At 62.1% G+C, this 10,751-nt stretch carries 11 protein-coding genes and 1 pseudogene; 10 read left to right on the top strand and 2 right to left on the bottom strand.

All coding sequences use genetic code 11. The features are described 5' to 3' along the window. The first annotated feature begins 1 nt into the window (after nt 1). Entirely contained in the window at nt 2-769 is a 768-nt protein-coding gene (locus tag ST3T6A_RS0108135; RefSeq protein WP_019832420.1) for an acyl-CoA thioesterase, read from the top strand. Nucleotides 770-1,039: 270 nt separating this feature from the next. Here ST3T6A_RS0108135 and ST3T6A_RS0108140 read toward each other — a convergent pair whose 3' ends face one another. Both ST3T6A_RS0108140 and ST3T6A_RS0108145 read right to left on the bottom strand, forming a co-directional pair. Continuing rightward, a complete protein-coding gene (locus tag ST3T6A_RS0108140) occupies nt 1,040-2,047 on the bottom strand; it encodes an aldo/keto reductase (protein ID WP_019832421.1) in 1,008 nt (335 codons plus the stop codon). Nucleotides 2,048-2,073: 26 nt separating this feature from the next. Then, nucleotides 2,074-2,418 carry a carboxymuconolactone decarboxylase family protein gene (locus ST3T6A_RS0108145; protein WP_019832422.1) on the bottom strand — a complete coding sequence of 115 codons (345 nt, stop codon included), beginning with the start codon at nt 2,416-2,418 and terminating at the stop codon, nt 2,074-2,076. 88 nt (nt 2,419-2,506) lie between these two features. On the opposite strand from ST3T6A_RS0108145, the gene ST3T6A_RS0108150 reads away from it, so the two are divergent. The 9 genes and pseudogenes from ST3T6A_RS0108150 to ST3T6A_RS0108180 all read left to right on the top strand — a co-directional run bounded on the left by ST3T6A_RS0108150 (nt 2,507) and on the right by ST3T6A_RS0108180 (nt 10,626). Next, nucleotides 2,507-3,406 carry a LysR family transcriptional regulator gene (locus tag ST3T6A_RS0108150; RefSeq protein ID WP_019832423.1) on the top strand — a complete coding sequence of 300 codons (900 nt, stop codon included), beginning with the start codon at nt 2,507-2,509 and terminating at the stop codon, nt 3,404-3,406. A 206-nt stretch (nt 3,407-3,612) separates the two neighbouring features. Next, the gene (locus ST3T6A_RS21455; RefSeq protein ID WP_157602599.1) at nt 3,613-3,891 is read left to right on the top strand and encodes a hypothetical protein; all 279 of its coding nucleotides are present in this window, start codon (nt 3,613-3,615) and stop codon (nt 3,889-3,891) included. Between the two features lie 192 nt (nt 3,892-4,083). Continuing rightward, on the top strand, nt 4,084-4,425 hold the full coding sequence (locus ST3T6A_RS0108155; protein ID WP_019832424.1) for a hypothetical protein: 342 nt from the start codon (nt 4,084-4,086) through the stop codon (nt 4,423-4,425). Between the two features lie 276 nt (nt 4,426-4,701). Further along, nucleotides 4,702-5,122 (top strand): annotated as a pseudogene (locus ST3T6A_RS21950) (integrase); the annotation flags it as partial. Nucleotides 5,123-5,269: 147 nt separating this feature from the next. Then, a complete protein-coding gene (tssB, locus tag ST3T6A_RS0108160; RefSeq protein ID WP_019832425.1) occupies nt 5,270-5,794 on the top strand; it encodes a type VI secretion system contractile sheath small subunit in 525 nt (174 codons plus the stop codon). Nucleotides 5,795-5,822: 28 nt separating this feature from the next. Then, nucleotides 5,823-7,316 (top strand): type VI secretion system contractile sheath large subunit, encoded by a 1,494-nt coding sequence (gene tssC, locus ST3T6A_RS0108165; RefSeq protein WP_026359536.1) that lies wholly within the window; start codon nt 5,823-5,825, stop codon nt 7,314-7,316. A gap of 62 nt (nt 7,317-7,378) precedes the next feature. Further along, a complete protein-coding gene (locus ST3T6A_RS0108170; protein WP_019832427.1) occupies nt 7,379-7,867 on the top strand; it encodes an Hcp family type VI secretion system effector in 489 nt (162 codons plus the stop codon). Nucleotides 7,868-7,900: 33 nt separating this feature from the next. After that, a complete protein-coding gene (locus ST3T6A_RS0108175; protein WP_157602602.1) occupies nt 7,901-8,986 on the top strand; it encodes a hypothetical protein in 1,086 nt (361 codons plus the stop codon). A 107-nt stretch (nt 8,987-9,093) separates the two neighbouring features. Beyond that, nucleotides 9,094-10,626, top strand: a complete 1,533-nt coding sequence (locus ST3T6A_RS0108180; protein WP_157602606.1) for a hypothetical protein — start codon at nt 9,094-9,096, stop codon at nt 10,624-10,626. The last annotated feature ends 125 nt before the right edge of the window (nt 10,627-10,751 follow it).

Consider the following 10,751-nt stretch of genomic DNA (forward strand, 5'->3'; position numbering starts at 1 on the left):
CATGAACCTGACGAAGGCCGGGACCGGGGTCGTCCAGCTCATCGACATGGTGTTTCCGGGCGACACCAACCATCACGGCACGCTGTTCGGCGGCGTGGCGCTCGCGCACATGGACAAGGTGGCGTTCCTCGCCGCCGCGCGCCATGGCCGGGCGCCCTTCGTCACCGCCTCCTGCGAGAAGATCGATTTCGCCGCGCCCGCAAGGGCCGGCGAGATCGTCGAGGCGACGGGGCGGGTCGTGCGCGTCGGCAACAGCTCGCTCGATGTCGAGGTCGAGCTGGTCGCCGAGGTGCCGGTCAGCGGGGAGCGGCGCCTGTGCACGCGCGGGCGCTTCACACTGGTGGCGGTGAAAGGGCCGGAGACGCGGCTTCCTCTGCCGCCACTCTCGCCCGTGTCGCCCGTGTCGGAGGAGGGCGTGCTGCGGATGGCCGAGATGGTCTTCCCGCCGCAGACCAACCATTACGGCACGCTTTATGGCGGGGATGCGCTCAAGATGATGGGGAAGGCCGCCTTCATCGCGGCGACCCGCCATGCCCGCGCGGTGATGGTGATGGCGGGCTCTGACCGGATCGACTTCACCGCCCCGATCCATGAGGGCGAGATGGTGGAGCTCGTGTCACGGATCGAATGGACGGGACGGAGCTCCACGCGGGTGAATGTCGAACTCTGGGCCGAGAATCTGCTGACTGGGCACCGTTGCCGATCCGCGTCCGCGAGTTTCGCAATGGTAGCGGTGGGTCGGGACGGGAGGCCCGAGCCGATCGTCTGACCAAACAGGTCAGCTCGATGGTCGACGCAACAGAAGCGCAGATTATGCCGAGACTCGCCCTGTTAACTGATGAACGAACGTCGGCTTTTGAGCCAACGCTCGCGCGCTAAACGATCGAGATTGGCGCGCGAACGGCCCGGCGGCTTCATTACGTCGACTGGAATGGACGCGCTCGTCCCCCTTGGGGACTCTGCCGCCCGACCGCTTCCGGCCCAGAGGCTTAGGAAGCGGCCATAGGAGGACGAGTGCGCTCAGCTCGGCAAAGCCTGATCAGACGGTTTCGGTAGGTGCCTCGCGCCCGACCATCGCCATTTGGGCTGGTGCATAACGGTCGCCTTCCGCTTGGATACCCGATGCCGCTTCGGTGATCCTGCCGAGATCGACGTCGCTCAGCGTGATCTCGGCCGCACCGAGATTCTCCTCCAGCCGATGCAGCTTGGTGGTGCCGGGGATTGGTACGACATACGGGCGCTGGGCGAGCAGCCAGACGAGTGCGATCTGGGCGGGAGTGGCGGCCTTGTCATCGGCGACGCTTTTCAGCAGATCGACGAAGGCTTGGTTCTTGGCCATTGCCTCGGGCGAGAAGCGCGGCGAGGTGCTTCGGAAGTCGCCCGCGTCCACTTTCGTCAGCGTGCCGGTCAAGAAACCCTTGCCGAGAGGGCTGTAAGGCACGAAACCGATGCCGAGTTCGTCGCAGGCGGTCAAAATCCCGTTGGTTTCCGGCTCTCGCCACCAGAGCGAATATTCGTTCTGGATCGCGGCGACAGGCTGCACGGCATGGGCGCGGCGCAGCGTCTGGACGCCGGGCTCGGACATGCCGAAATGCTTCACCTTTCCCTCGGCGATCAAATCCCTGACGGTGCCGGCGACATCCTCGATCGGCACGGCCGGATCGACGCGGTGTTGGTAAAGCAGGTCGATCGTCTCGACGCCGAGCCGCTTGAGCGAGCCCTCCACGGCTTGGCGGATCCGCTCGGGACGGCTGCTGACGCCTCGGTTCTCGCCTGTCGCGAAGTCGATGTCGAAGCCAAACTTGGTGGCGATAACCACCTGATCGCGGAAGGGCCTGAGCGCCTCGCCGACGACCTCCTCGTTCTCGAATGGCCCGTAGACCTCGGCGGTGTCGAAGAAGGTGACGCCGCGCTCGACGGCGGCGCGGATCAGGGCGATGCCCTCCTCCTTGCCGAGCTTGTTCGCGTAACCGAAGCTGATGCCCATGCAGCCGAGGCCGAGGGTGGAGACTTGAAGGCCGCTGCGGCCGAGTTCACGTTTCTGCATGTCGGATCTCCGTCTGATCTCGAATGTCAGGCCGCCGGCGCCGCTTTGGCGTCGGCCTGCTCGAACGCCTGCCGCACGATGCCGATCGCTGTGCTCGCTGTCGGCCAGCCGGCGTAGAATGCGAGGTGGGTTACTATCTCGACGATCTCTTCTCGGGTCACGCCGTTCTCGAGCGCCTTCCCGAGGTGGAAGGGTAGCTCGTTGGTGCGGTAGAGCGAGATCAGGCCGGCGACCGTGATCATACTGCGGTCGCGCGGCGAGAGGCCCGGTCGGCACCAGATGTCGTCGAACAGGACGCTATCGCTGATCTCGGTGAGTTTGGGCGCTATGTCGCCCCACGGCGCGCGCATCGGTCTGGTCTGGTCGGTCATGGTCGCTCCTCGTCGTCCGCATCTAGGCTTGCGCTGCCGTGAAGATTAGACTGCACAATCGGGAAACGGCTTTGAGTTGAATTCAACAATGGCGCGCAACGACTTCAACGACCTGCTGGCGTTCCGCGCCGTCGCCACAGAAAGAAGCTTCACCCGGGCCGCGGCGCAGCTGGGCGTCTCGACGTCGGCGGTGAGCCATGCGCTCCGCGGTCTGGAGGAGCGAATTGGCATCCGTCTCCTCAACCGCACCACCCGGAGTGTGGTGCCGACGGAGGCGGGCGAGCGCCTGCTGATCACGGTGTCGGCGCTGGTCGACGGCGTGGAGGCCGAACTCGCAAGCCTGGGTGAGTTGAGGGACAGGCCGGCTGGGAACATTCGCATCACGACGAGCGCGCATGCGGCCAAAACCATATTGGAGCCCGTGCTGCTCCCGCTTCTTGCGGCCCATCCTGAGCTGAAGGTGGAGCTGAGCGCCGACGCCGGCTTCGTGGACATCGTCGCCGAGCGTTTCGATGCGGGGGTACGGCTGGGCGAGACGATTGCGCAGGACATGGTCGCCGTCCCCATCGGGCCAGACATGCGCATGGCGGCGGTCGCGTCGACGGCCTATTTCGAGCGCCGTCCGCCGCCTAAGACGCCTCACGACCTGAGCGAGCACAACTGCATCAATTTGCGGTTTCCGACCTATGGCGGGCTCTACGCGTGGGAGTTCGAAAAGGACGGGCGCGCTCTGAACGTGCGGGTGGACGGGCAACTGACCGTGAACGACACGGCTCTCGCACTCCAGGCGGCCATGGATGGTCTCGGCATCGCCTACATCACCGACGACCAGGTGCTTCCACTGATTGCGAAAGGCCGTCTGATCCGGGTGCTCGAGGACTGGTGCCCGCCGTTTCCGGGCTACCATCTCTACTATCCGAGCCGCAGGCAGCACTCGTCCGGTTTCGTCGCTGTCATTGAAGCGCTGCGCTATCGCGTTGGAGCGTGACGAGCCGGCGGCGGCTTTCAGCAGCGTCCGAGTGCTGTCTGAATGGCAACATTTTGGGTCTTTCGCGACCGGCGGCTCGCGCCCTCATGGCGGCCATTCGTTCCGGCAGCAGATGCTTACTACCAGACCATCCGCTATGCCCCGCTCCGGCCGCCACGCTTCCGCCTCAGTGCATTGCAAGATTAGATGCGGTAGGAAGAAGCTGAGTGCAGGCTTTGTCCATATTTGTCGCGTTGCAGGTTGCCTCTTATGGTCCGCCAGACATTCCTGCTCTCGGTATCGGGCAACCTGTACAAAACAGTGATTGCCCTATTCCGAACGGCAACGAAATCGTGCTTTGCAAAGCGCGAAAGTCTGCCAATTCCGATCGTTATACGGGAGTGAAGCCAACTGCGGACGGCAATGCTTTATCAGCGCCGTTTGTCATCAAGCTTCCCGGCGGAGGGAGCATTAAGGGTTTCCGCCAACTGACGATCCCGTTCTGACCGGCTATCGATCGACACATATGACCAAACCTGCTTCTGATTGCCTTATTGCAGTCAAAGTGGACGGACCGAAATTCACCAGTTTGAGCCATTCTGGTGGTGGTGATGGCCACGGGGAGGGGTTGGGCAGCGAGCGCCCTCTTAGCGGACGCCGCATCATGTGTTATCCTGCTCTTCCTAGGAGAATTACACATGGCCATGGTCGGTATAGCCATCCTCTTCAGCTTAGTCCTTTGCGGTTTTGCGTTACTGGCAAACGCACGCCTTAAGGGCGTCAATCGGATACCGATGCAGTGGTGGTTTAATGGGGAAGCTACTTGGTCGGCCCCTCGCCCTGTAGCTCTCGCGTTCTTTCCTGTGATGGCCGCCTGCGCCTTCATAGTGTTAATTTTCTTGGCCGAGAACGTGCGGCCAAAGGTTGGGCAGGAAGGTATGGTCCTTCCCACGTTCATCGGCATCGGCCTCATGTTCCTAGGTTTGCAGCTTCTCCATCTATGGCTGGTTCAGAAAACGTTGCGTCGTAACGGCAGCTAGCCGCCAGGCTCAGGCGTTCCATACCGATGGACGGAGCGCGAAAACGGCGGGAAAGCTGTCGGTCGGCTTCCAGGGTCGTCCTAGGGGCACCGGAACGGCAATATCTGGCTCGCTGCAGATGGTCCGATCCAAAGAGCGTGAACGGCCGCTCTTCTCAGGAGCGGACGCACCCTCTCCTCCCGGCGAGCGGCAAGCATTGGTCGACACCTTCCACCGGTGCCCGCGCTCAATCGGTCCCATCTTTTTGTCGGCCGTTTTGGCCGCTGGAGAAGGAATATGGGAAAGGCACAATATGATCCGGTGGATGCAGGGCATCGCGCCTGGAACGCTGGGCTCAAGGTTGGAGCGAAGCGGGCGCTGAAACCACACCAGATCTGGGTGATCCGATTTTTCCTCGACGAACATCATCGCGTTCGTGATCGGGCGCTTTTCGATCGCGCGATCGACCGCAAGTTGCGAGGCTGCGACGTCGTGAAGGTGAAAATCGGTGACCTCGTTCCCGGTGGGGAGGTCCGTACCCATGCGATCGTGATCCAGGCCAAGACTGGCAAGCCGGTGCCGTTTGAGCTGATGACTGATGCTCGTACCAGCCTGCTCACATGGCTTGAACAGCGAGGTGGCGCATTGAGCGACTGCGCGGCTGGTCGACGAATGGGTCGCGGATATTGGACTGAGGCGAGCGGAATATGGAACGCATTTAGCTTGTCCCCTTCATGTCATTGGTAACCGAACGACCGGAAGATGAAACCACGCTGAAGCTCCGGACCTTCACATCTGGGGTAACGATGAGAGGCTGTCGGAAACGGCGGGCTGTCATGGTCCCTAGCAAGGCGAGGTCGAAGACATGGCATCGGCGAAAGGCGGGCAGCGTTTCATCAAGGAGAATCGCGCGCCTCGAGTTCACATCGAATATGAGGTCGAAACCTATGGGTCTCGGCAAAAGATCGAAATCCCGTTCGTGATGGGCGTGATGTCGGACCTGTCCGGCAAGAGTCTCGTCGAGAAGAAGCCACACGAACAACGGGACTTCGTCGAGTTCGACATGGACAATTTCGAGGAGCGGATAGAGCGTATCGCGCCTCGTGCCGCCTTTGCGGTGGAAAACACGCTGACCGGCGAGGGGCGGATGGGCGTCGACCTGACGTTCCGGACGCTGGAGGATTTCAATCCCGGGCAGGTCGCCCGCAACGTGCCAGCGCTCGCCAAGCTGCTGGAGGCGCGCGAGCAGCTCAACGATCTCATGCTCTACATGGACGGCAAGGCCGGCGCACAGGAACTGCTCGACCAGGTGCTGAAGGATCCGGCGCTGATGAAGGCGCTCGCCGCCGCACGCCCCGCCACCGACGAGCAGGACGCGTCCGCGGAATAACCGCCGGCACACTTCCCCGGAGAGAAATATGTCCCAGGAAATGCTTCAGCAGGCGGCGCCTGCCGAAATGACGACCGATGGCATGGTCGATGACTTCGCCATGTTGCTCCAGAAGGAATTCAAGCCCGGCAGCGATGCCAAGCAGGCGCGTATCGAGTTGGCCGTGAAGACGCTTGCCCAGCAGGCGCTGGAAGATGCGGCGATCATCGGCGAGGACGTGTTCCTCACCGTCGACGCGCTCAAGGCCGCGATCGACCGCAAGCTGACCGAACAGATCAACCGCATCATCCACCATTCCGAATTCCAGTCGCTGGAATCGGCGTGGCGCGGTCTCTGGTATCTGGTCGGCAACACGTCGACCGGCAAGGATCTCAAGATCCGCGTGCTCAACATCTCCAAGGAGGAGACGCGCCGCCAGCTTCGCCAATATCGCGATGCGGCGTGGGACCAGAGCCCGCTGTTCAAGAAGGTCTACGAGGCCGAGTTCGGCCAGCTCGGCGGCCAGCCCTATGGCGCGATCGTCTGCGACTATTATTTCGATCATGGCGGCCCCGACATCGAGGTGATGAAGGGCCTGTCCAAGATCGGCGCGGCGGCGCACTGTCCGGTGATCGCGGCGGCGGCGCCTGGCCTGATCGGCATGGACAGCTGGGGCGAGCTTTCGAATCCGCGCGACATCGCGAAGCAATTCGACGCCACCGACTATATGGCCTGGCGCTCGTTCCGCGCATCGAACGACAGCCGCTACATGGCGCTGACGCTCCCGCGTTTCCTCGGCCGCCCGCTCTATGGCGCGGACACCGATCCGGTGCCCGAATTCGCCTTCGAGGAGGAAGTCGACGGCCAGCATGACAAGCATCTGTGGCTGAACGCGGGCTATGCGCTCGGCGTGCGGATCACCGAGGCCTTCAAGACCTATGGCTGGTGCACCCGCATTCGCGGCGTGGAATCGGGCGGCACCGTCGAGGACCTGCCGACCGCGCTGTTCCCGACCGACGAAGGCGGCGTCGACGCCAAGTGCCCGACCGAGATCGCCATCTCGGACCGTCGCGAGGCGGAGCTCTCCAAGGCCGGCCTGATGGCCCTGGTGCATCGCAAGAACACCGACCACGCCACTTTCATCGGCGCCCAGACGCTCCACGCGCCCAAGGCCTATGAGGACCCGGACGCGACGGCGAGCGCCAACCTGTCGGCGCGGCTGCCGTACATCTTCGCGAGCTGTCGCTTCGCCCATTACCTGAAGTGCATGGTGCGCGACTGGATCGGCAGCTCCCGTGAGGCGCCACAACTCCAGGCCGATCTCCAGAGCTGGATCATGCAATATGTCGACGTCCAGCCCGACTTCTCGACCGAAGAGACCAAGGCGCGCAAGCCGCTCAAGCAGGCGTCGGTCGAGGTGATCCCGGATCCGGAGAACCCCGGCTATTATCGCGGCCTGTTCCGCATGATCCCGCACTACCAGCTGGAGGGCATGGACGTGTCGCTCAGCATGGTTTCGCGCCTGCCGCGCGCGGAAAAATAACGGCCGCGCCCAGCGAACTGAAATCCCCGAATTCTTCCTGATCCAAGAAAAAGGACTACGTCATGGCTGTCGACATCTTCCTCAAGCTCACGGGCATCAACGGTGAGTCCGAGGATGCCAAGCATACCCAGGAGATCGATATCATCGGTTGGAACTGGGGCATGAGCAACACCGGCACCGCACATCTCGGCGGTGGCGCCGGCACCGGCAAGGTCAATATCCACGACCTGTCCGTCACCAAATATGTCGACCTCGCCTCGACGCCGCTGATGCTGAGCTGCGCGCAGGGCAAGCATGTCACCACCGCCACGCTGACCATCCGCAAGGCCGGCGGCGACAACCCGCTGGAATATCTGATCATCACCATGACCGAGGTGATGGTGACCAACATCCAGCACGGCGGCAGCAGCGGCGACGAGCGTACGACCGAGGTGATCTCGCTGAACTTCGAGAAGCTCGAGGTGAAGTATACCGAACAGAGCAAGACGGGCGGCAGCGGCGGCGCCAGCCCCGAGTTCAAGTGGGATATCCTCAAGAACCAGGCGGCGTAAGTCCGAGAACAATCGAGAATAGCGGACGATAATATGAGAGTTCTCCAGCCCGTATCCAAAACCGGCCGTTCGATCCTTGGAATTCATCTGCTCGCCTTGTGCGAGGTATTGGCTTCCCGGGTGCCCATGGAGAAACCCGACGGGGAGGGCGATCGGGATTCGCCGTTCAGGCCGATCAAACTCGCCCACTGGATATGGTGCTGGAGAAACTCGCAGCCCCCCGAAGATGCCGGCTATTATTACGAGATTGGCGGCCACCTGATCTTCAAGGACTCACGCCATTACGTGAGTGACGTCCGGCCCGCAGAGAACGGATATGAATATCTGATCAAGGAGCCGAAATACAGGCAGGTCCGCGATGTGTTCGAGGGCGTGGAGGATCTGAACCTGCAGGAGACCTTCAGTTCGCCCGGCGTGTCGATGCAGATGGGCAATATTCTCCAGGGGCAATATAATCAGGCGCAAGTGGCCGGGCCCGATGCGGACGGGAATATCGCACGCCTCGCCAACTATCTGCCGGCAGTGACAGCGGCGATGCTCATCGCCGAGCCGTCGCGCAACAAGCGCGCATGGCCGATCAATATGATGATCATCGATCTGATCCGCAATTCGGTATGGCGCTACTCCTGGAGCGAGATCTTCTGGCACCCGCTGGACGGTCGATCCTGGACGGAGCTCCCGTTCGGCGTGGAGGATATCGGCCCGATGTCCAAGTCCAAGAAAGATCGCGCGATCGGCGATATCACGCTCGCCTCGGATCTGCATCTGATCGGCGGCCGGATGCCGTCCAGTCCCACCGGGGGCGGGGAGTTCGGGAAAACGCCCCTGTCCAGCACGCAGGGCAAACCTGGCAATCAGAAAGAGGTGTTCAACGTCAGCATCAAATATGACTATGTCCATCAGAAGGAAATAGACGTCCTGTTCGATTGGCTAATGGCTCAGAGTGCAGTCATGGCGGTATGGAAAGAGGATAATATGCAGAATGTTGACAATAGTATTTATACTAAATCTGACAAAGCTGGAAAGCAATATTGGAAATCTTCCGACGTGATAAACGGGTCTGATCCGGCCATCAATGTGATCCGGACAGAGATCAAAAGGCTGATGTCGAATATTTGAGCCTCCGCCTCGCAGAAATGGCGGAACGCGGAGTGATTGTGGTGGGGTCAGTTCTGACACAGGCGGCATATCGAGCGCCGTCTCCATCTCTGGCTGGAGCTTCGATCATGGCAGCAATGGCATCCTTTACCCTGTTCGAAAGCAGTCTCGGCCGGGTTTTGCGCGGGATGCAGCCGGAAGGATTGCATCCCAGCCTGAACGAGATCCCCATCGTCTTTCAGGCGCAGATGCCCGATCTGCTGCGTCAGCGCTTCCGAGAGAGCCCGGTTCTCAACAACGACGTCCAGCTGAAGGTCGCGGCCGAAATACGCCGTATCGTGCAGACCCAGCTGTTCCCTTCGATCAACGACAACACGCGGTACGACCACGCGCTCCGCGACAGGGTGGCGTCGGTATTCCAGCGCGCGACGCCGGACCTGGAGAAGATCGTCAACGATGCGATCGGGAGTGCGGTCAAGTCCACAGCGGCGTGGAAGGATTATCGTCTCGACAGCGGTAAGGAGGTAGGGCGCGTCGGCGTGACCCTCCTGTTCGTCGTTGTCGCCGCCGGCCTCTCGCCGCCGACTTCGGGTGTCGCGATCGGTTTCATGATCGTCAGCCTCGTGCGCGGGTTGACCGATGCGACCAAGAAATTCTCCGAGGCCTATCGCACCGCCGAGGAAAGCCGCGAGCGCATCCTCGCCGAAATCGCGAGGCTGAAGGCCGCTTATGGGAAGAGCAGCACGCTCGGCCGAGCCTCCCAACTGGGCGGCGCGGTGGCCCATGCGCTGACGATCGGCAAGATGGCCGCCACCTTCAACAGCGACCCGCTGCCCGGCTTCACCCGGATCAAGACGGAGCTCAATGCTTACAAGGGCAAGCTCGGCCATTTGGGGATCAGGGCCGAGCAACTGGGGCGCCGGCTCTACGAATTGCTGGACCTGATCGATCAGTATCAGCGAGCCCGTGGCATCGATACGACCCGCATCGACAATCTGCCGCCGAAGCTGCTGCAACTGAGGAGGGATGTGACGGACCTGCTGGAGGATGGCGTTAAATCCCGCTGGTTCCGGGGGAAGGCGACCATCTCGGGCGCGTGGCAGCGCTGCCAGTCGGGCATGGAGAATCTCGAGAGGGTTGAGCAGGAGTTCAAGGCGCTGAAAGCGCTCGAGGGGCACGAGAAGTCGATGCTGATAGCGGATCGGACCCTGACGCTGCTGACCAATCTCGGCGTGACGCTGGCGGGCTATAACGGCCCGTTGGGGCTGCATGACCGATCGGCCCATTCCATTCAGGAGGCCCTGCACGTCAGCCATGATGGCCATGCCTCGATCCGGGGCGGCGTCACTCTCGGGCTGGGTTTCATGCGGCAGTTCATGAGCCTCTTCAAGGACTCGCACGCGCTCGCCAAGGAACTGGGTCTGGTCAGCAAGAAGCCCGACGAGGCCGAGGCGCTGCTGGAGGAAATGCAGTCGGAATTTCACTCGCTTCCCGTGGCGCCTCAGGCGCCACGGCTGCCCGACATCAGCCTCGATACGGCGATCCACATGAACTGGATGGACGGCACACCGCTCGCGCCCTCCCGGCCTCCCGTGCCGACCCGCCGACTGCCTCCGACGCCCGCGCCGACCCGCGCGTTGCCGCCCGTTCCCATCGCCTAGCGGGTATCGCCTTTCCCTTGCGTGACATTCGTAACCAATCGGGCCGCCGCTGAAACCCCGGCGAAGGGGCGTCCCTTTATTCGGGACAGGCCACGGCAATCCGGCCGCAAGCAGCAGAGGATTTC

Origin of the sequence: Sphingomonas sp. PR090111-T3T-6A (genome assembly GCF_000383095.1) — a bacterium.
Classification (GTDB): Bacteria; Pseudomonadota; Alphaproteobacteria; order Sphingomonadales; family Sphingomonadaceae; genus Solisphingomonas.

Coding starts and splice junctions, on each gene's coding strand:
- ST3T6A_RS0108175 (WP_157602602.1), top strand. CDS start 7,901: ATGAGAGTTCTCCAGCCCGTATCCAAAACCGGCCGTTCGATCCTTGGA.
- ST3T6A_RS0108170 (WP_019832427.1), top strand. CDS start 7,379: ATGGCTGTCGACATCTTCCTCAAGCTCACGGGCATCAACGGTGAGTCC.
- tssB (WP_019832425.1), top strand. CDS start 5,270: ATGGCATCGGCGAAAGGCGGGCAGCGTTTCATCAAGGAGAATCGCGCG.
- ST3T6A_RS0108145 (WP_019832422.1), bottom strand. CDS start 2,418: ATGACCGACCAGACCAGACCGATGCGCGCGCCGTGGGGCGACATAGCG.
- ST3T6A_RS0108155 (WP_019832424.1), top strand. CDS start 4,084: ATGGCCATGGTCGGTATAGCCATCCTCTTCAGCTTAGTCCTTTGCGGT.
- ST3T6A_RS0108135 (WP_019832420.1), top strand. CDS start 2: ATGAACCTGACGAAGGCCGGGACCGGGGTCGTCCAGCTCATCGACATG.
- ST3T6A_RS0108150 (WP_019832423.1), top strand. CDS start 2,507: ATGGCGCGCAACGACTTCAACGACCTGCTGGCGTTCCGCGCCGTCGCC.
- ST3T6A_RS0108140 (WP_019832421.1), bottom strand. CDS start 2,047: ATGCAGAAACGTGAACTCGGCCGCAGCGGCCTTCAAGTCTCCACCCTC.
- ST3T6A_RS0108180 (WP_157602606.1), top strand. CDS start 9,094: ATGGCAGCAATGGCATCCTTTACCCTGTTCGAAAGCAGTCTCGGCCGG.
- tssC (WP_026359536.1), top strand. CDS start 5,823: ATGTCCCAGGAAATGCTTCAGCAGGCGGCGCCTGCCGAAATGACGACC.